General features: G+C 45.5%; 15 protein-coding genes. 2 read left to right on the plus strand and 13 right to left on the minus strand.

Annotation, left to right across the window (positions count from 1 at the left end):
• Nucleotides 1-20 precede the first annotated feature (20 nt).
• The 8 genes from ACMUEV_RS25270 to ACMUEV_RS25305 are packed head-to-tail and all read right to left on the minus strand — an operon-like array spanning nt 21 to nt 8,976.
• A complete protein-coding gene (locus tag ACMUEV_RS25270; RefSeq protein WP_190647120.1) occupies nt 21-1,226 on the minus strand; it encodes a polysialyltransferase family glycosyltransferase in 1,206 nt (401 codons plus the stop codon).
• Nucleotides 1,223-2,716: a glycosyltransferase family 39 protein gene (locus tag ACMUEV_RS25275; protein ID WP_348251398.1), complete on the minus strand. Its 1,494-nt coding sequence runs from the start codon at nt 2,714-2,716 to the stop codon at nt 1,223-1,225. The genes ACMUEV_RS25270 and ACMUEV_RS25275 overlap by 4 nt, the downstream gene beginning before the upstream one ends.
• A gap of 59 nt (nt 2,717-2,775) precedes the next feature.
• The gene (locus ACMUEV_RS25280; protein WP_190647118.1) at nt 2,776-4,383 is read right to left on the minus strand and encodes a glycosyltransferase; all 1,608 of its coding nucleotides are present in this window, start codon (nt 4,381-4,383) and stop codon (nt 2,776-2,778) included.
• The gene (locus tag ACMUEV_RS25285) at nt 4,362-5,348 is read right to left on the minus strand and encodes a glycosyltransferase family 2 protein (RefSeq protein ID WP_190647117.1); all 987 of its coding nucleotides are present in this window, start codon (nt 5,346-5,348) and stop codon (nt 4,362-4,364) included. The genes ACMUEV_RS25280 and ACMUEV_RS25285 overlap by 22 nt, the downstream gene beginning before the upstream one ends.
• Entirely contained in the window at nt 5,345-6,118 is a 774-nt protein-coding gene (locus ACMUEV_RS25290; protein WP_190647116.1) for a glycosyltransferase, read from the minus strand. The genes ACMUEV_RS25285 and ACMUEV_RS25290 overlap by 4 nt, the downstream gene beginning before the upstream one ends.
• The gene (locus tag ACMUEV_RS25295; protein ID WP_190647115.1) at nt 6,115-6,822 is read right to left on the minus strand and encodes an FkbM family methyltransferase; all 708 of its coding nucleotides are present in this window, start codon (nt 6,820-6,822) and stop codon (nt 6,115-6,117) included. Before ACMUEV_RS25295 ends, ACMUEV_RS25290 begins: the two co-directional genes overlap by 4 nt.
• Before the next feature lie 60 nt (nt 6,823-6,882).
• On the minus strand, nt 6,883-8,139 hold the full coding sequence (locus tag ACMUEV_RS25300; RefSeq protein WP_190647114.1) for an ATP-binding cassette domain-containing protein: 1,257 nt from the start codon (nt 8,137-8,139) through the stop codon (nt 6,883-6,885).
• Between the two features lie 9 nt (nt 8,140-8,148).
• A complete protein-coding gene (locus ACMUEV_RS25305; RefSeq protein ID WP_017286321.1) occupies nt 8,149-8,976 on the minus strand; it encodes an ABC transporter permease in 828 nt (275 codons plus the stop codon).
• Between the two features lie 19 nt (nt 8,977-8,995).
• Here ACMUEV_RS25305 and ACMUEV_RS25310 point away from each other — a divergent pair, with 19 nt between their 5' ends.
• A complete protein-coding gene (locus tag ACMUEV_RS25310; protein ID WP_190647113.1) occupies nt 8,996-10,825 on the plus strand; it encodes an ABC transporter ATP-binding protein in 1,830 nt (609 codons plus the stop codon).
• 29 nt (nt 10,826-10,854) lie between these two features.
• Here ACMUEV_RS25310 and ACMUEV_RS25315 read toward each other — a convergent pair whose 3' ends face one another.
• Together ACMUEV_RS25315 and msrB are read right to left on the minus strand one after the other, a co-directional pair.
• Nucleotides 10,855-14,406 (minus strand): response regulator, encoded by a 3,552-nt coding sequence (locus ACMUEV_RS25315; protein ID WP_190647112.1) that lies wholly within the window; start codon nt 14,404-14,406, stop codon nt 10,855-10,857.
• Nucleotides 14,407-14,521: 115 nt separating this feature from the next.
• Entirely contained in the window at nt 14,522-14,938 is a 417-nt protein-coding gene (gene msrB, locus ACMUEV_RS25320; RefSeq protein WP_190647111.1) for a peptide-methionine (R)-S-oxide reductase MsrB, read from the minus strand.
• A 253-nt stretch (nt 14,939-15,191) separates the two neighbouring features.
• Here msrB and ACMUEV_RS25325 point away from each other — a divergent pair, with 253 nt between their 5' ends.
• Nucleotides 15,192-16,520, plus strand: coding sequence for an acetamidase/formamidase family protein (locus ACMUEV_RS25325; protein ID WP_190647110.1), 1,329 nt, complete (start codon nt 15,192-15,194; stop codon nt 16,518-16,520).
• 48 nt (nt 16,521-16,568) lie between these two features.
• On the opposite strand, the gene ACMUEV_RS25330 is transcribed toward ACMUEV_RS25325, so the two are convergent.
• The 3 genes from ACMUEV_RS25330 to ACMUEV_RS25340 all read right to left on the minus strand — a co-directional run bounded on the left by ACMUEV_RS25330 (nt 16,569) and on the right by ACMUEV_RS25340 (nt 20,922).
• Nucleotides 16,569-17,750, minus strand: a complete 1,182-nt coding sequence (locus ACMUEV_RS25330; protein WP_190647109.1) for an AGE family epimerase/isomerase — start codon at nt 17,748-17,750, stop codon at nt 16,569-16,571.
• A 30-nt stretch (nt 17,751-17,780) separates the two neighbouring features.
• The gene (locus ACMUEV_RS25335) at nt 17,781-18,236 is read right to left on the minus strand and encodes a single-stranded DNA-binding protein (protein WP_190647108.1); all 456 of its coding nucleotides are present in this window, start codon (nt 18,234-18,236) and stop codon (nt 17,781-17,783) included.
• A gap of 142 nt (nt 18,237-18,378) precedes the next feature.
• Nucleotides 18,379-20,922, minus strand: a complete 2,544-nt coding sequence (locus ACMUEV_RS25340; RefSeq protein WP_086371047.1) for a mannose-1-phosphate guanyltransferase — start codon at nt 20,920-20,922, stop codon at nt 18,379-18,381.
• Nucleotides 20,923-21,086 lie beyond the last annotated feature (164 nt).

A 21,086-nucleotide genomic window follows, 5' to 3' on the forward strand; every position in this document is an offset into this window, starting at 1 on the left:
CACAAAACCTGGTGTTCGATTCATAGCACGTCTTGTTGAGAATTCAAAGCGGACTGTAAACGATAGCAAGCTTCATGTAAGGTTTGTTCATGCTCTAAGCGGGCATCCACAAAGTCTGGATAAAACGATTGTGTAGTTAAATCTGCTCCGAATCCAATGAAGCTTGGTAGATCGAAGAGAAGCTGTAAGGACAAAAAAGCAGAACTGACGGCAAAGATACGAATGTTCTGCTTTTTTTGAGTAAAAGCTTTGAGAAAGAAAATTTCAAAGGGTAAAAAGAACAGATTTGAATCAGTCAGGAGAATGACTTCACGATATAAGTGAGAACATAGTTTCTGCAATTCTTTAATCTTATTGGGATCATCTCTAGGATGAGGTTTGATGATCAAGACACTATCGGGTGGAATGCTGTGTGAGCTAAGAAATTCATAGTAGGCGTGAATTTCACGAGCTTGAGGTAAGCGTTCTCCTTCTGAAAAGTTGGAAGTGAGTAGAATTGAAACTGGCGAATCTTGAATGATGGATTGAATTTCAGCTACGCGATCGTCATCGACAAATGAGGTAAAACGCTCAAACAGTTTGAGGAGCTGCACTGGCGCAAGTTTGATGCTTGGCATGGGTGGCGTTTCTCCAAAAATGTCAGGCAGCACAAAGTAGCCAATATCAAAAGGCAGAGAGTAGAGCTTTGTTTTTAGCTTCAGGCGTTCACGAATTCGATGCCAGAGCGATCGTAGTTTCCACCAAGTCCAATCGAAAATTTGATCACGGGTTGGAGGCGGCGTAAACGGGCGACGAACGACGGCGGAATGCTCTGAGAAATAAAGCCCGATGCCGTCACCGTAGCAGACTCGATAAGCAGATGGATAGGCATTGAGTAAAAGCTGATTCGTCAATTGCCAGTTGCGACAGAGATAGATTTCATCGGCTCGATCGAGTCCGAGCCAGCGATGAACTTGGCTATAAATTTGAGCGGGTCGAGTCGAGTCGAGTTTGTGACCAATTGCATTCAGTTGATCAGGGGTGAGATAGACGATCTCCTCCCATTCACAAATCGATCTCGCCATCTGCTCGATAAAGGTTGCAAACTCATAATGCTGCTGTTCAGGAGCATAAAGCTCATAGATGACGAGGTAATTTTGGGAGTCTCTCAACTGCCCTCGATGCAAGAGCGCTGATAATGCAGCAATGAGTTGGATACTTCCTTGGCAGGTGATAATTCGCTTCATTTGGGAAGAAGTTGAAAGAGCTTATCTTTGTAGATAGGTTGGAGTGTATAGGTTTGCTGGAGGTTCTGTTTTAGGTAGGTAAGAGGTTTATAGAGATATAAATTCGGTTGATTTGGAAGCGATGGAACTTGATGTCGAATCGCAAGCTGGAATTTTGTACTCGGCTGAACGAGATGGCTTAATGTTAGGATATCGCCGATCGTGCCGCCTCCCTGATAAGACTCTTCTGCACTAACGACGATCGCATTTTCAGCTTGATTGATCATCGATGCGATCGCTAAATCTTCACTCAGGCGATTTTGAAACATCTGCACCGTACATGAAAGCACACCTGCGGTAAGAATACTGACCAATGCGAACCGCCAAAATGCTTTCTGTAGAAGATTTGAGCCATTTTTTAGCTGAGTTGCAAACAGATGCGCAACTGCAAGCTGAATCCCTAAATAGCACGGGACAAAGTAGCGCCCATTCGTCGATCGTAATCCACCCCAGATCAAGTCAGGAACAACAAAAGTAATAAGTAACGGTAAAACTAAAAGTGCAATCAATACCCAGGTTGCTTTTCGGGTACGGAGAATCAGCGATCGCGCGGAAAGAAAGGTGAGAAGCCCGATCGCAGTTGTAAATAGGAAGCTCCAAGCACCAGTCAAACTGGGTTGCAGAAAGATAAATTGGTAATTCGTGACCCAACTGTTGAGCAATGTGTGTAGCGGAGTCGGTTGAAACATCCAAGCATTCCTTCTTTCGACCTGTGACAGATTGATAAGAACAAAGAATAGCCAGGGTAAATATCCGAGGAATCCAAGGAATGAAGCTTTGAGAAAAGCACTCATAGGTTTCGTCAGTTTCACTTTCTGAGATGCGATCGCATGAATGCCATGACCTACCCAAATCAGAAGCGATAACAGAGACGTATATAGCGATAGAATGATTGAAACGCTATATAGACTCCAAGCTAATTTTTTTGGAGATCGCATTGCATGAAGATATGCAGCGGAAGTAAACAAAGTCGTTGCCGCCCACAGAGAATATTCTCTGACTTCTTGAGCATAGTAAACCTGAAATGGCGAAACACTGACCAGTGCGATCGCGATCCATCCAGTAGATGGCAAACCAAATAACTCAAGACAGAACCAGTAGATCGCTGGAAAAACAAGTAAGCTTAGCAGGCTTGGTAATATTCTGAGTGAAGTGAGATCGTTGCCAAACCATCGCATCCAATAATGTAAAAGTGTATAAAACAGAGGTGCGCGATGCGGTTCTTCAGTTGCTAAAGAGCGTACAACATCAAATTCAGTTTTCTCAGGTGCAAGCTGTTGAAATTTGAGTACCTGATCGCGATCGAAGATTTGAGTATTAAAAATTTGAGTTGTAATTTCTGTGAGCGTATAGCCCGACGATCTCAGTAACGTATGTGCCTCATCATGCCAGTAAGGTCGTTCTCCGAGGGACGCAAATCGGAAAAAAATGCCAAGCAGCAATAGGATCACAACGAGAAGCCTAAAGGGTTGGATCGATTTTATGTTCATTGACAGGTGTGACGATGACTTCAGAACTGGCGAAAGCGCGATCGCAGCTTCCGAATTAGAGATAGAATGCAACGAATGATTGGAGCCGTTTTGATCTGAGTTTTTATTATTCTACTGGCTCGAATCTCAGTTATTACTAAGTCTGCTTTGTCCTGCAACCTTGCTGAATCAGCTTGAGCAGAAAGTTTTTGATAAAGTAGTCCATGCTGTTCAAGTGCTAGATCATAGTTCTGATCAAACAAGCGAATGGATAACTGAATTGGAATACAGTTCTGATTTCTCATCCATTGATTCAATTGTGGGATTTCAAAGAAGTTAAAGGGCTGAACAATGATGAAAAAACCGCGATCGCAAAGTAGATTTGTACTCTGTTGAATCTGCTGCTCTAAGGCACGATCCACTCCACTCATGACTACAATTTGAAATTCTCCACCTGGATCAGGCTGCAGATCTTGTACATTGACTTGCAGCCCTGCCTGTAGATAGTCTGTTTGGGTCTGTACGAGTTGCTCAGAGTCAACAACGTGAGTCAGTTCAGCACGAGGTAAGTCTGCAAGATCTGCGACGATCGTTGAGCAAGTTCGCCAACACAGAATCTTGAGTTTAGGATAGATGCGATGAAGTTCTTGAACGAGTTCGTAGAGTTTGAGACGAGTTTGAAGCCGGGTTGAGGTGTGCAATCGTCGATCGTGTTTGGGAAATTCGAGCTTGTTGAAAATCGATCGATATAGTTGTTGCTGGACTGTTGGTTGAGAGTAATGAGTGAGAAAATGCTCATGTCCAGCTTGGGCAATTTGGTTCGCTTTTTGAGGACGAGCAAGGTAGAACTGAATTTTCTCGATGAGTTCTGTCTCATTGCCGTAGCATTCAAAATGCTTGCCTTCTTCAAAGAGTTCAAAGAGTCCAGACTGCGGACGAATGCGATCGGTGAGTAAAAAACCTCCTGCCATCAGCACTTCAAACACACGCCGATTCAGATCTCCATTCAAACTACTATTGATAACAATCCGTGCTTTTGCATAGTCTTCTAGAGAGCTAGTGTAGTCTTTTTGGCATACATCTATGTCAATTCCAGATACTCGGACTACATTCAAAATATGGGTTCGATACTGGTGTAATTCTGATTCAGAACCGCGAAAAATAACGGCGTACTGCTTCTCTGAGAGTTGAGGAATATATGGATCAATGACGATCGACCCAGGCAACCAAAATACATTTCTTAGTCCTGCCTCAGTAAAGAAGTGAAGATGCTGAGGGCTTTGATATGTCCAGTGGTAATCACAATTGAGATGCTTGCAATAGCTCACCATTCGACTCAACCCACCATCGCCTAAATGAAAGGTGTCTCCCAGTTTCATCACGGTTGGACAGTTCAACGTGTGGAGACCGCGCGGCAGAAAGGTCATGACACGGGCAGACAGACTGACGAGATCGGGTTGGAATGGAAGCTGTTTGAGCAGGGGACGAATGTTGAAAGTGCTGTCAGGAATTGCGATCGCGTGACCTGCTCGAACAGCTTCGATGGGAGGATCAGGACAGGCGATGATGCGAGTTGAGGGCTGAGTAAAGTCGAAATCTGAGAGTGAAGCGGGTTTCGGGCGCAGTATCAGTTCCTTTGGGGTGAACATTCGGAAGGATTGCGGTGACGAAGGAAATAGAGATACGCCAACACTAACATGAATCCCTTGCGAATTTTAGGCAGGTTTGTACACCGAATAATGGATTGAAACGTATCAAATTCCTGTTGAGTTGGGTGAGGAATTGAACGGAACTCCTCACCTGCAAATTGATCAATGTCTTCGGAGTAATTGAATTTTTTAATCCAGAATTTGAACAAACGCTCGATCGCTTGTTCATACTGTTGAAAATATTCGGGCGATCGTGTTTTTAAGCGTCCGTAGTACCCATTATTGCCATGAACTCGATATTTTACGAGGGGTTGATTGAGGTAAAATTTGTGGGCATTCGCGATCGATGTTCCATAAGTTACACAGTCATCGGCTCGAATTCGCCAATCTTCTAAGTAAGGAATGGGAAAGATTGCTTCGAGAACATGCCGCCTCATCGAAAGGGTGGAAGTGCGATGTCCAATCCAAGTTCTTCGATATAGGGTGCTGATTTTTGAATAGCCAAGATCACGAGTGTGGGTGTAACAAGTTGCAATTCTTTCTTCGTTACCAAAAAGTTCTGAACTGGTAAATAGAAAGTCACAAGCTGGATGATTTTGGTAGAAGTTTAGAACGATTTCGATATAGGTTTCTTGGTATAAGTCGTCTGCGTCTAAGAAGAAAATAAGCTCACCTGTGGCAGCGTTGAATCCGTCTTGAAATGCTGCAAGTTGTCCTTCGTTTTTCTTTTTTAAGATGAGATTGATATTTGGGCTTCGATTAGAGGGAATCGTGCCCCCTAAATCTCCCAGAATGGGGGACTTTGAATTTAGAAAATCTTGTAAGACTTGGGCAGATTGATCGGTTGAGCAATCATCTACAATAATGATTTCATCGACTTGGGCTGATTGATTGAGAACGCTCTCGATCGCATCAATCACATAGGTCTGATAATTATAGTTATTGATTAAAACAGAAGTTTTCATCGCAGTATTCGGCTCAGTAAAGATTTTCTAGAAAAGTTTCCTTCTCGAATATCGGGGCGAATATACGATCGTAAAACGCTTAACTCAATATCCCGTTCTGTCAAAATCTCTGCATCTATCGCTTCATGAAAGTATTGAAACCACAATTCGCCGTAGGGGTGATTGTAAGCTTTCCAAGGTTGAGTAAATAGATTGGTATAGTGAATCAATTTCGTTTCCGAATTGTGAAAATCGAATACGTTCCAGTTGGGGTCAAGTTCAGCGATCGCGAAAGGATGATGCTTCAGAAAGGCTGAACTCATTCGATTAAAATCTGTGTAAGTATAGCGCTGCTTTTCGATATCAAGAAAATACCTATCGAGATCAAAATAGCACTTTTCACAATCCATCAGCATTACGCTTAATCCCCAATTTCCACCATATTCTTGCTTAGCGAGAAAGTGGTGAATGCCTAAATCGATCTCATATAACTCTGAAATATCGGTGAGGCAAACTGTATCTGAGTCGAGATAAATTGCCTTGCCCTGATAATTACAAATTTTTGGGATAAGGTAGCGATACAAACTAAATTCAGTGACGTTTTGATATTTAATTTTGAGCGACATCGGCGCAGGAACCGGTTCTTGATCATTTCGCTCGATCGCATTATGAGTCCCGTTCAAAACGTAAATATCTAAATCTTGCTGCGCGTGTTTCCGTAAGGAATAGATTAAAACCTTGCGCTCGACTAAACTGGCTTCTCCAGAACCAATAAAAACTCGAATACTCATCTTGTACCTATTACGATATTCCAAGCTTTGTGAAGTTGAGGCGATTCTAAAACGGCTAACGTATCTCTTGAAGTTGAAATAAACTGATAACCGAAACTTTCAAGATGCTGACGGCATAAGTGCTGATCTGATACATTTAGATGCTTATGTTCATAAAGCACGATCGCAGATCTAAATTTTTCAAAGTCAATGAGTTTAATAATTTCAAAATCATATCCTTCTGTATCAATATGGATAACATCAATATGATGGATATGATGTTTATCACAAAGTTCTTCAAAGGTCAGACAAGGGACATCGCTTGTCATTAGTCGCTCTTCTAAATCTGGAATCCATTGAGCATGTTTTAGAATCGTTGGGAGCGAGAATGAACCAAGCTGACTATACCATTCAGGTGCAGCACTGTCTTGCTTTAAATAGTAGAATTTTTGGGAATTATTTGTATGAGCGATCGCGCTATTTTCCAAAATGATATTGGAGAAATCTTTAAAGTTCTTCTCTAACTCCTGAAAAATATAACGAACAGGCTCAACTTTAACTCCCGACCAATTCCACTTCAAAATAAACGGATAAATCGGATCGCCATTAATTCCATCATTGGCTCCAACTTGAATAAAAAATGGCTGCTGAGTTAGCGAGAGAGCATAGAAAATGCAATCAATTGGATCTTGGAATGCAAAATACCTTAAAGAAGGCGATCGCACAAATTTCCAGGGACATCTTTTTTTCAGAAATTGCCGAATTTTTGACCGAATTCCCATAGGTTAAAAACTCCGCCATTCTGCTTTTGTCAAAATCTTACACTTCTGGGGCAATCCTGCGCTTCCAGTCCCAAAGAAATCCCCGCCTTCTACCACAATCGAAACTGCATCTTGTAGATAATCCAGTACTTCAGATTCGCGATAAGAGAAGAAGATAGGTAAGCGATAAGTGCCGTTTGCTAACGGTAGCTGATTTAATCGACATCTCACAACGCCTGAATTCGCATTCAAAACAACGTTACTATCTGTAAAACTCGTTCTGAGCAATAGGATAGTTTGTCCTTTATCGTCTGAAACGGCAAAGCTAACAATCACACTCTCTAAAGCTTGACCTGAGTAGTTGACATAGCCAAACTCAAACTCATAATCTAAGCCAGATTGAAGAATTTCAACAGCTTGTCCTTGTGCATCTAAGACGCGAAAGCTAGAGACTTTCACTCTTCCTGAACCCGTACGATCGCGTCTTTCCAGCAAAGGAATCCGGCTCATCAACTGATAAGAGTTTCCTAAATAAACGTCGATCGCGGCTTGTACTTCTCCATGAAACGCAACCTGTCCTGCCTCCAGCACGATCGCCTGATTGCATAAAGCGCTAATCGTCTGCATATTGTGGCTGACAAACAAAACAGTTCGTCCCTCTTTTCCCACCTCTTCCATCTTATTCAGACACTTCTGCTGAAATTGGGTATCTCCGACGGCTAAAACCTCATCCACAATCAAAATTTCTGGCTCTAGATGTGCTGCTACTGCAAATGCTAAGCGCACATACATCCCCGAAGAATACCGTTTGACAGGCGTATCTAAAAACCGCTCAACCTCAGCAAAATCAACAATCTGATCAAACTTGCGCGCAATCTCCGATCGACTCATTCCCAAAATCGCGCCATTGAGATACACATTCTCCCGTCCGGTTAGCTCAGGATGAAAGCCAGTTCCAACTTCTAGTAAACTTGTAACTCTGCCTATCATCTCAATTCTGCCTTGAGTCGGCTCGGTGATTCGGCTCAGCAGCTTCAAGAGCGTCGATTTCCCTGCTCCATTTCGCCCAATGACTCCCAAACGATCGCCTGCTTGCAGCGAAAACGAAACATTATCTAATGCCAAAAAATCTTCGGTCGATCGCTTCTGAGCGTTCCGATTGAACAACGATTTGACGGAACTTGCAATCACATCTCTGAGCAAAAAATTAGGCGCATTCGACTGATGTGCAATCTGATAGCACTTACTCAGATTCTCAACCTGAAGTACTAAATTTGACACATCACACTCCTAGATAATGTCCGCAAAGGTTCGCTCAACACTTCGGAAATAGCGAATTCCCGTCCACACCAACAGTACCACTACCCCCAAGGCTAAAACAAACCCCGGCAGATAAAACGACGGTTCACCCTTGAGAATTGCCCAGCGAAAGCCATCAATCACACCAACCATCGGATTGAGTGAATATAACAATCGCCATTGTGCAGGAATAATCTCCACACTATAACCAACCGGAGAAACATACTGCCCAAGCTGAATCAGAAACGGAATCACCTGCGCTACATCGCGAAACCGGACATAAATTGCAGCAAACCACAAGCCAACTCCAAACGCCGCCAATGCTGCGATCGAGACAAAAAATGGCAGGGTTAAAATTCGCCAAGTTGGAATGTATTGATACCAAATCATCACTCCCAATAGCAACATTCCAGACACTAAGAGATCAACGAAATTCACTGCGATCGCACTCGCTGGAACCAGCAATCGCGGAAAGTAAATCTTCGAGATCAAATTCGCATTACTGACCAAACTCTGGCTCGTCTGTCCCAAGGACGCTGCAAAAAATTGCCAAGGCAGTAAGGCAGCTAAAACCAAAATCGGATAAGGCGTATCTTCTTGTGTCGGCAAGTTCGCCAGATTGCTAAACAGAACCGTGAACACAATCATCGTCAGAAACGGGCGAATCAGTGCCCAAGCAATCCCGATCGCGGTTTGCTTATAACGAACTAGGATATCTCGCCAGGATAAGAAATAGAACAGTTCACGATACTGCCACAAGTCTCGCCAATATTGCTTTTCAGTTTGCCCTGCTTCAATGACCAGTCTCGATTTTTTCATCAAACGCTATTGTAGAAGAATGCAAACTAGACGATTTCAACGCTTCATTGGAAGCATCTCCCAATTTTTATCTATTTTCCGCTATTGTGGGCGAGCGATCTCACTCGTTTGGACAACGAATCGCCGTTTAACGATCGGACTCGCCTTGTTTACTCTAGTCGGTGGGCTTGTGCCTGCGGTGGTGGCATATGTAGGCAAATTGATTGTTGATGCCGTTGTTTTAGCCTCTCAGACTAGACTGGAAAGCGATCGTATGGCAGCGATCGGCTATCTCGGATTTGAAGCGGTTATGGTTGCGATTCAATCGGGTAGTAAACAAGGCTTAGTGCTTTCTCAGTCGTTGCTCAGAGTCTTACTTGGGCAGAAAGTCAATGAACTAATTCTCGGCAAGGCACTCACACTGAATCTGGCACATTTTGAAGATTCTGAATTTTATGACAAGATGACGCGCGCTCGGCGGGAAGCTTCGACTCGCCCCTTGAGCTTAGTCGGTCGAACATTTGGATTAGTCCAGGATTCGCTGACCTTGATTACCTATGGCGGGCTGTTGATTCAATTCTCGGCTTGGGCAGTTGTGATGTTGATGATTGCAGCTGTTCCAGCTTTTGTGGCAGAAACCCGCTTTGCCGGAGAAGCATTCCGATTGTTCCGCTGGAGAACGCCAGAGACGCGAGAACAGAACTATCTAGAATGGTTGATCGGCAATGAGTCCCCGGCAATGGAGATTCGGCTGTATCAGTTAGGAGGCATGTTGCTCGATCGCTATCGGGCGATCTTTCATCGGCTGTATGCTGAGGATCGCGATTTAACGATTCGGCGCGGACTTTGGAGCTATGGACTGGGTTTAGTCAGTTCGGCTGCATTCTATGGGGCGTATGTTTGGATTGTTTGGGAAACGATCGCAGGTCAGATCTCGTTGGGTGAGCTAACCATGTATCTCGTGGTCTTCCGACAAGGACAGAGTGCATTTGCATCAATTCTCAGTTCAATTGGTGGAATGTATGAGGATTCGCTGTATTTGTCGAATCTGTATGAGTTTCTCGGTCAGGAAATTCCGCGATCGCTCGGCAGTGCAACGCGCGGAAGTTTGCCGGGTGATGGCTTACGATTTGAGCATGTGACGTTCTACTATCCCGAAGCTGATAAGCCTGCACTAAAAGACGTTTCATTCCATTTACAGCCCGGAGAAAAGTTAGCAATTGTCGGTGAAAATGGCTCTGGAAAAACCACGCTGATCAAATTACTGACGCGATTGTATACGCCAACTGAAGGTCGGATTTTACTTGATGGGCTAGATTTGCAAGCTTGGGATCTCGAAGCCCTGCAACGTCGAATTGGCGTGATTTTCCAGAATTTCATGAAATATCAATTCAGCGTTGGCGAAAATATTGGCGTAGGCGATGTGCTGAATTTAGACGATCGCGATCGCTGGCAAGTCGCTTCTGATAAAGGCAATGCAATTTCATTTATTAAAGATCTGCCCGAATCCTTTGATACTCGATTGGGTCGATGGTTCAAAACAGGACGAGAGCTATCGGGTGGACAATGGCAGCGGATTGCATTGTCACGGGCATTTATGCGATCGAGTGCTGATCTGCTCGTTCTCGATGAGCCAACGTCCGCAATGGATGCCGAATCGGAAGTGCAAATCTTCGATCGATTTCGAGAAATGACTCCTGATCAAATGGCAATTTTGATCTCACACCGATTTTCAACGGTTCGCATGGCAGATCGAATTCTCGTCATGTCTGCTGGAACAGTGCTGGAACAAGGAAGCCATGAACAGTTGATTGAATTAGGCGGACGATATGCCCATCTGTTTGCAATTCAGGCAGCGGGGTATCAATAGGACGATTCCCCATTTCCCAAAATGAACAACTACCGATACAACCAAACCCGCAACAAAGAAAGCAACTGTTCAGTATCAACAGGCTTAGTAATATAGTCTGATGCTCCTGCTTCGATGCATTTTTCTCGATCGCCCTGCATTGCTTTTGCGGTTAACGCAATAATTGGCAGCGATCGAAACTCTGATTGCTCTCGAATCACGCGAGTCGTCTCGTATCCGTCCATTTCTGGCATCATGATGTCCATGAGCACAATATCGATTTCTGGATTCGCTTGCAGAGTCTCAACACCTTCGCGTCCGTTTTCAGCATACAGAACTTCCATTTGATGCTGTTCGAGCAGACTGGTGAGCGCGAAAATATTACGCACATCGTCATCGACAATCAAAATTTTCTTACCCCCTAAGACGGGATCGGCTTGATATAGCTCTTCGAGGATCTGACGCTTCGGCTTAGGTAAGTTCGCTTGAACTCGGTGTAAGAACAATGCGGTCTCATCCAATAGCCGTTCTGGCGATCGCACATCTTTGATAATAATCGTTTCAGCTAGGCGTTTGAGTTGAGTTTCCTGCTGGCGAGACAGTTCTTTTCCGGTGTAGACGATGATGGGAATTTTAGACAAAGCTTCGTCATGCTTGATCTGCTCAATCAAATCAAACCCGCTCATATCCGGCAAGCCCAAATCCATCACAATACAGTCAATTTGCTGCGCCTGTAATATGGCGAGAGCTTCTTGAGCGGTGGATGCAGCAATACTTTTGACATCTCCATTCCCAATCAGATCCATGATGCTTTGGGCTTGAACTTGATCATCTTCAATCACGAGCAAATTCTTGACGCGCCGCTCAATAAACACTTGAATCTCGTTAAACAGGGTGTCTAACTCTTCAGAGGACACAGGCTTTTGTAAGTAAGCGATCGCGCCGAGCTGTAGGCCTCGTTGTCGCTGATCATCACTCGATAAAATGTGAACCGGAATATGGCGTAGTTCTGGCTCATGTTTTAAGCGATCGAGGACTGTCCAGCCATCTAAATCAGGGAGATGTAAATCGAGCAGAATGGCATGAGGTTTGAATTGCTGTGCGAGTACAAGTCCTGGCTGGCTTCTCAAAGCACAGAGCACTTTGAAACCCTGCTGCCTAGCCATGTCGATTAGAATTTTGGCAAAGTTTGCATCGTCTTCGATGATTAAGAGAATGCGATCGTTGGGATGAATGACCGCACGATCGTCTTCTATCTCAGCATACGGAGCGGGTGTAGCAAGGGGGACAGGCTTGGGAGTCGGCAATGTAATCGGCTGAGGCTCTTGATTGAATGAGCAAGGCAGAGTCAAGGTAAAAGTACTGCCCTGCCCCAATTGGCTGCTGAGATGAATTGAGCCACCTAAGCGATGTGCGAGTTCCCGACTGATGGAAAGCCCTAAACCTGTCCCGCCATATTTTCGGCTAGTTGTGCCATCAACTTGCTGAAAGGCTTCAAAAATAAGCTGTTGCTTCTCAGGGGGAATTCCAATCCCGGTATCCCTGACCGCAAAGAAGACCTGAGAATTTGGCGTGAGTCCGATTTGGACTTTCACGCTGCCTTGTTCAGTGAATTTAAAGGCATTTGCGAGCAGATTTTTGAGAATTTGCTGAAGGCGTTTACTATCGGTGTGGATCACTTCTGGATTTTGTAGCTCGATCGCAAAATCTAAGCCTTTACTGGTCGCAATTTGCCGAAATGAGCGATCGAGCGTTGCCTGAATCTCAGCTAAGTTTACAGGTTCAACTTCGAGCGCAACGGTACCCGATTCGATCTTAGCAAGATCCAAAATATCATTAATCAGTGTGAGTAAGTCATTCCCCGCAGCATAGATGGTACGGCTATATTCAACTTGTCGATCGGTTAAATTTTGGTCTGCATTGTCACTCAGAATCTTCGCCAAAATCAGCAAACTATTGAGCGGGGTTCTCAACTCATGCGACATATTGGCAAGAAACTCAGACTTGTATTTCGAGGAAATTTCTAACTGCTCTGCTTTTTCTTGCAGTGCTAGTAAGGCTTGATCGATTTCGCCATTTTTCTGCTCGACTTGACGCTTCTGGACTGCCAGTAATTCTGCTTTTTCTTCTAGTTCTTCATTGAGCTGCTGTAATTCTTCATTCGAGACTTTGAGTTCTTCTCGTTGCTCTTGCAGTTTCAGTTCTGACTCTTCTAAAGCCGTTGCTTGCTCTTGCAGAATTTCATTACTATGTTGAAGCTCTTGCTGTCGAACTCTGAGTTCTTCGGCTAATGCTTGCGACTCAATCAGCAAGCGCTGCGTTTGTGCATCTGCTTCGATCGCTCTCAACACGACACCAATCGTCTGGGTCAATCGATCGAGTAAGGTGAGATGTAGCTCACTAAATTCGTGAATGGAAGCAAGTTCAAGCACGGATACGACCTGCTGCTCAAATAAGATAGGCAAGACAATCAGATTCGTTGGAGTGCTTTCTCCTAATCCCGACCGAATCTGAATATAATCGCTCGGCACTTGAGTGAGTAAGATTCGCTGTTTTTCTAGCGCACATTGCCCAACTAGCCCTTCTCCCAAATGAAACTGATTAGAAAGATGCTTGCGATCGTGATAAGCATAGCTACTGAGCAATCTCAGAACATGGTGTTCCGAATCCATGACATAAAATGCGCCCTGCTGTGCCCCGACTAATGGAGCAATGTAAGAGAGCATCATTCGCGAAACGGTTTCTAAGTCTCGCTCGCCTTGAATCAAATGCCCAAATTCTGCCAGATTCGACTGGAGCCAGGTTTGGCGATCGCTCTTTTCCAAGCTCGCTTTCAGATTTTCTACCATCTGATTAAACGTGCGGATTAAAACCCCAACTTCATCCGCTCGTGGTAATGGGTGCAATTGAATCGATAAATCTCCATCTGCAATTTTCTCTGCTGTGCGGGAAACGTGCGTCAGCGGTTTGGAGATATTGCGGTTGAGTAAAAAGCCCAGAACACCTAGCAGTGCAAATCCAAGCGGAATTCCATATGCAATGCTATTCAATGTATTTTGTCCAGCAAGATTTGCGGCTGTCGATCGGCGATCGAGCAAAACTTGTTCCCGCTTTTTCATGTCTGTAATCACAGTCTGAATCTGTTGCATTACAGGAACCGCACTTGGAACTACGTCAGGTCGTAAGGCTGTCTCCAGCCCTTGGCTTCTTCGGATTTCAATTCGCTTTTCCATGATCGCTAAGCGACGCTCAATCAGCGGCTCCAATCGATCGAGGCTCTGCTGATGAGCAGGATTATCTGAGGACAGTTGGCGAAGCGATTCGATGCGATTCTCGATCGTTGAACGAGCCAGATTGTAGGGGTCTAGGGATTCCTGTTCAGGTCTGAGCAAATATCCTCGGACTGCGCCTTCTGCATCTTTGACCAAGGAAAAAACTTCATCTAAGGCGGTCAAAACTCGATAGGTCTTCGTCACTGATTCTGAAGTGTCAATCAGTTGCCGGGTTCCACTATATGATACAACTCCGATCGCTGCAAAAATTGCTAGCCCAATCCCAAATGTCGCGCCGATCTTTGTCCCAATTCTCAAACGGTTCAACATTGCAATTGTTTCCGAGCAAGCTGGTTAATTGTCAAGTATGACTCAAGTTGATGCATCTAGCCTGGGATAGAGACATTTAGAAGTTGGAGCGTTTGAAAAACTCCAACTTCTGACATCAAGATTCGCCTTCTGACACAAATTCTAATGCGACACCGTTCATACAGTAGCGCTGTCCGGTCGGGCGCGGACCATCTTCAAATACATGTCCTAAATGTCCGCCACATTTTGCACAATGTACCTCAACACGAGTCATAAATAGCGATCGATCAACACTGACCTCGATCGCGTTTTCGAGCGGCGCATAAAAGCTAGGCCAGCCCGTTCCACTATTAAACTTAGTTTCAGACGAAAATAGCGGCGTTCCACAGCCCGCGCACTTAAAAGTTCCTTTGCCGTATTCCTTATCTAAAGGACTGGTTCCTGCTCGTTCTGTGCCATGCTTTCTCAACACCCGAAACTGCTCTGGAGTCAGAGAAGCTTTCCATTCTTCTTCCGTTTTGTTGATCTCAAATGAGTTGTTTTGAGTGTTCACAATGCTGTCTCAATTCACGTGTCTTTTCTTCTGTAAGTCTAGCAAATCTGGTTCCTCTGCATGAAACCTGGACAGGACGGATGCCCGCCCTATCAGCGAGAAACATTGAGCCAAGCTGTTGGAGGAACTGGAAAAGGCTCGCCTGTCTGTAAGATGAAATTGTGTCCTCGGTTGCAGTAATTATTAATACATTTTTTCTGTCTTAATCCTGGAAATAATGTAAGGCGGATTTCTCTACGATTTATTGCTGGATATGCCAAAGCGTCGCGATTTTTTGTTAGGTAGTGCTGCAACTGCAACTGCTGTATCGATGTTTCCTCACGTGAATGCTCAATCTTCTAAACGCCCTGAAATCAACGCTCTACAACAGGGCTATGTGGGTCAGTATCAAGGCGGTGTTTATCTGCTTCCAGCAACTTCTGAAACGGTGCAATGGGGTTGGTTTAACAATGCAGAACCGCCGCGTGCCCGCATCAAATCCGGGGATACGGTGGTGATGGAGACGATGATGGCATCGTTGAATCAGATTTTGCCAGGAAGCTCGATCGAAGCGATTACCAAACTTCGGGTCGATTTTCCGGGTCGAGGCCCTCACTCGGTTACGGGGCCGATTTTCGTTGAAGGTGCAATGCCGGGCGATGTTTTGAAGATTAAAATCAATCGCATTGTTCCTCGCAGCTACGGGGCAAATTGGAACTTACCGGGCGATTTAAAACTCGGTCAATTTCCAGATAAGTTTACTCAAGCTCAAGTCAAACATTTCTATCTCGATTTGGGTCGTGGAATGACTGAATTCCTTCCAGGTATTGAACTTCCAGTCCGCCCATTTCCTGGAATTATTGGCGTGGCACGGGCTGAGAGTGGTCAATATAGTACGGTTCCACCAGGTGCTTATGGAGGAAATTTGGACTGTCGAGAGCTTGTGCAAGGCACGACGATTTATCTGCCTGTATTTGTCGATGGCGCATTGTTATGGTCGGGCGATTCTCACGCAGCGCAAGGCAATGGGGAGATCAATTTAACGGCGATCGAGACGGCTTTTAGTGAATTGAATATCACGGTTGAAGTGATGAAAAAAATGCCGTTGAGTTTTCCTCGCATTGAGACACCGACGCATTGGATCACAATGGGCTACGATCGCGATTTAAACAAAGCGATCGACAAACTCGAAGAAGAGACCGTGAAATTTGTCTCTGAGTGGAAGCGCTTAAGCAGCAAGGAAGCACGGCAGTACATGCAGGATTATGGCATGTGTCATGTGGCTGAAGTCGTGAATCAGGTGAAAGGAACTTACTGTATGTTGCCCAAGCAGCCCACTCCGAAAGTTGCGCCTGCTGCGGTGAAAGATACTCGCGATAGCTATGTGACGACAGCGACGAATGCGGATGCAATGGCGGCGATGAATAGTTCAGCAATGCAAATGATTGAACGGATCGCAGAGCTGAAAAAGCTGTCTTTAATTGATAGCTATGCCTTGGCAAGCCTAGCAATGGACACGCGAATCGGGCGACTTGAACCGGGTGCAAGAACAATTCACAATCTGCTCCCGCGATCGCTTTGGGTGAAGAAGGCGAAGAGTTGATAGTCTGCAGATTGAGCCGCTGTAGCCAAGCTGAAAAATTCTCCAAATCTAGGAGGATTTTTCAGCTTGATCCAAAGCTTCAAATTCTTGCCAGCACAGATACATCGATCGTGGAATATGAAAACATCCTTTCCACTTGCCACCTTTGAGATTCAGTAAGACTTTACCTCGTCGATCGAGATAGCCAAACCATTCTCCATACTCTGCATCGGCAAAATGTGACCAACTATAGTCATGGACTTTCTGATACCACTTCCAACAGTCAGAACGCCCAGTCAAGCGGTATCCCATGACTAACGCAACGAGTGTCTCAACATGAACCCACCAAAGTTTCTGATCCCACTCTAATTGCTGAGGTGGATGACCTTTTACATCCAGAAAGTAGTAGATTCCGCCGTACTTTTGATCCCAGGCAAAATTGAGAGTGTTGATGACAACATCAATGCATTGATTGATCAGTTCGAGATTATTACTGCGATGGGCAATATCCATCATGAACCACATTGCTTCAATCCCATGCCCAGGATTAATCACGCGACCTTCAAAGCAATCGACATGGGAACCATCTGGAGCAACGTTTTCATAGAGGAGATTCTCATCTAAAAAGTCGGTCATGACCTCTTGAACTGTGGCTTCGAGGACTTGATCGAGCGTTGTTTTTGGAAGGAGCCACTCCATTTCCAAAGTGAGATTCGCGAGAATCATCGGAACAGATAAGCCTTTGAGCGATCGCGTTCCTGGATAAGCTTTGTTGTAACTTCCTTTTGGATTATTTTGACGGCGCAACACATTTTGATATGCCTGAAGTGCGACCTCGCGCGCCCAATCCTGACCCGATGCGAGTGCGAACTGACTAAACGCCATTGCCGCAAAGCAATCTGAAAAAATGTTGTAGGGCTGAATCAGAGGTTGACCCGATCGATTCAACGAGAAATACCAATTTCCCTCCGGATCTCGCCCGTGATTGGCTAAAAATTTTGCTCCATGTTCTGCAATATCGAGCCAACTGGAGCGCTTTTCTAGACGATTACAGAGCATGGAGAATGTCCACACTTGGCGATTTTGCAGCCAGATAAATTTATCGGTGTCATAAACCTTGCCAGTGCGATCGAGACAAGTAAAGTAGCCACCGCATTCAGTATCGATCGAGTACTGTTCCCAAAATGGCAGGACGTTATCGAGGAGCGCAGTTTTGTACAGGTCTGCTAGTTGCCGAAAATCGCGCTCCATACTGTGTCTCCTAAAAATCCGCCTTTTATCTTAGAACGGAATGTCGTCTAATTCAGGCTGTGATTCTAATGCTGGAGCCGCTGGAGCTTTTGCCGCACGTTTCGGAGCCGCGCTTGCCACGGGAGCAGGTGCGCTCGGCGTTGCAACTGGCGCTGCCGCTGTCACAGAACTGGAGACTGAAGCCCCATTCAACGCATAAATTTTCTGAATCGTTAATTCAGCCTGCTTTTCTTTAAATCCTTCAGGACGATCAACGGTATTCATGGTCAACCGACCTTCAAGAATCACGCGATCGCCTTCGTGATAATTTGCCTGAATTTCCTGTGCCAAATTGCCCCAACCGACCGCTTTCAATTTGGTGGGCGGATCTTCAGGACGCAAGCCAGAAAATTCGATACGCATCTCAGCGATCGCGGTTTGATTATCTGAGGTGTATCGCAGTTGCGGTTCTTGAACAATGTCCGCCAACAGAATGATGCTGTTCATAGACCTGTGAGAAAGTGAGTGAACGTTATTCTACAGTCGATCGATGGGTTGTTACGAATCGATTTTGGGAGGTGGGGAGTGGGGAGTAGGGAGATGTGTTTCGTTTTCTCTCCCTACCCCCTACTTTCCTACTCTCTACATTTTAGTACACATGCTCTACCCTTGCCTCCTCAATCCCTTGTTCTTGATAGACAAATTCCTGAACTCGTAAGCGATATTCTCGCAGTGTTTCATCGACCCAACCGCGATTTGGGCTATTGGCATAGACGTGAATTAATGGCTCTGTTGCATCCGGTAAAATTAGCACCCAGCTATCACTGCGTTCTGGGTTGAAAATCTTTACCCCGTCGAACGTCTCTAACATTTCTGCGGGATGGCTTTCGACTAAATGCCGCATTAATGCGCCTTTGACTGTCCAGGGACAGCGTACCGAATAGGTTTTATGGGACACTCGCGGACATTCTGATCGAATCTGTGCCAACGTGCGATCCTGCAACGTTAACATCTCGATCAGTTTCGCAATGCAGAACATTGCATCAAAGCCAGGATGTAATTGCGGGAAGATAAAGCCCATCTCGCCACTTCCGCCTAAGACCGTGCTGGAATGGGCATGACACGCTTCCATTAACGCAGTCGGGTTCGCTTTAGTGCGAACTACTTTGCCATCGTGACGACGGGCAATTTGCTCGATCGCGCTCGACGCATGAACGGGAACAACCACTGTTCCACGGGGATGGGCGGTCAAAATCATATCGACCATCAAAGCCGTAAGCGTTTCTCCTCGGATGGGACTGCCCGTTTCATCGACTAAGATGAATTGCTCACCGTTCGCTGAAACTTGTACCCCAAAGGTTGCTTTTAACGCTTCGACAACGTGACCTAATTGATTGAGCAGCGTTTCTCGATCGTTCAAAGATGGCGCAGTTTGCGTCAGACTTGCATTTAAGACCACCGCATCACAGCCAAATTTTGCCAATAATTGTGGTAAGACGGCACCCGAAACCGCATAGGCATAATCGATAATCACTTTTGAACTGCTGGTCTGGATGGCTTGAATATTCAGATGTCGCTCAAATCCTCGGCTATAGATATCGAGCGCTTGATGCACATTCACAACGCCGCCAATTTCATGAATCGGAGCACGACGAAAATCTTCTTTGAAAAATGCTCCTTCGATCTTTTTCTCGATCGCTTTCGAGACGTTGATCCCATTGCGATCGAAGAACTCAATCACAATATGATCCGACTTATCAGGATGAATCCGAATATGCAATCCTCCCGCCACGCCTAAGGTTGGAACCACCGATCGCGCAACTGGGATTGCTGTAGCTTCAAGATTTTGGATATTGATCCCGACGGACATTAATCCGGCAATCATCGATCGAGATACCATTCGCGAAATGGTTCTTTGATCCCGCGAAACGGTGACTTGTGATCCCGGCTTCAAAGTCGAACCGTATGCCGCTCCTAACTTCACGGCAAATTCTGGAATCACATCGACATTTGCTAAGCCCGAAACGCCTCGCTGTCCGAATAGATTCCGATGTGCGGTATATCCCCAAATCAAATTCGTATTCAGCGTCGCCCCAGCTTCAACGCTCTTACTCGGCCACACCCGGACATTGGGACTAATCAGCGCTTCTTCTCCCACAGATGAGAGCGGGCCGACCACTGCGCCTTCTAACACATGCGATCGTCGATCGATCCTCGCCCCGCGTGCAATCACACAAGCCCTGAGATGCACCTCATCGCCAATCATTGCGCCATTCCAAATAATCGGGCGCTTCAGATCTGCTTCATTCCCGATCGTCACGTTATCCCCGATCGCGGTTCCAGCTTCGATGGTGACACGCGACCCGATGCGGCAGTTGTTGCCAATAATCACGGGAGTTTCAATTTTGGCAGTGGGATCAAGATAAGTATTCTCTCCAACCCATAGTCCGGGCGATCGCTCAACATAGGCGAACTCTAATTTCACTCGGCGGGAAAGTCCAGCATATTGCGCTTCCCGATACGCGTCTAAATGCCCGACATCGCACCAGTACCCGTCTGCGACGTAGCCATACATCGGTTCGCCCTTGTCGAGCAACAGTGGAAACAGATCCTTTGAAAAATCCGCCTCTTCATTTTCTGGTAGATATTGCAGAACTTCTGGTTCAAGAATGTAAATCCCCGTATTGACGGTATCTGAGAAGATTTCACTACTCGACGGCTTTTCGAGGAAGCGTTTAATACTCGCATTTTCATCGGTGATTACCACGCCAAATTCGATCGGATTGGGCACCCGAGTCAAAATCAACGTTGCTTTTGATCCTTTCCGGTAATGAAATTCGATCGCAGCAGTGAGATCAAAATCGGTAATACTATCGCCGCTAATGACTAAAAAAGTATCATCCAGTAACTCTGCAATATTCTTGACACAGCCTGCTGTTCCAAGGGGTTGATCTTCTTCGACTGCATAGGTCATCTGCACGCCAAACTCGCTGCCATCCTGGAAATAATCGCGCATCACATCTGGCAGATAGTGGAGTGTCGCGATTATTTCTCGGATCTGATGTCGCTTTAGCAAGTCAATAATGTGCTCAGCGATCGGACGATTCAAAATTGGAACCATCGGTTTTGGCAGATCACAGGTGAGCGGTCTGAGTCGAGTTCCCGATCCGCCTGCCATTAGCACCGCTCGCATAGAATCTCCTTAAAGTAATCGATCGCATCTTTACCTAATTTGACAGTGCTAGCTTTTTTCGGGCAACCTCCCTCACAATTATTAGCAATTGGAAGAAGGTGGGGAGTAGGGAGTAGAAATACATCTCCCCACTCCCCCATCTCCCCACTCCCCACTCCAATTGC

The sequence above is a fragment of the Leptolyngbya sp. FACHB-1624 genome, from assembly GCF_047649235.1.
In the GTDB taxonomy this organism is placed as follows: domain Bacteria; phylum Cyanobacteriota; class Cyanobacteriia; order Leptolyngbyales; family Leptolyngbyaceae; genus Leptolyngbya; species Leptolyngbya boryana.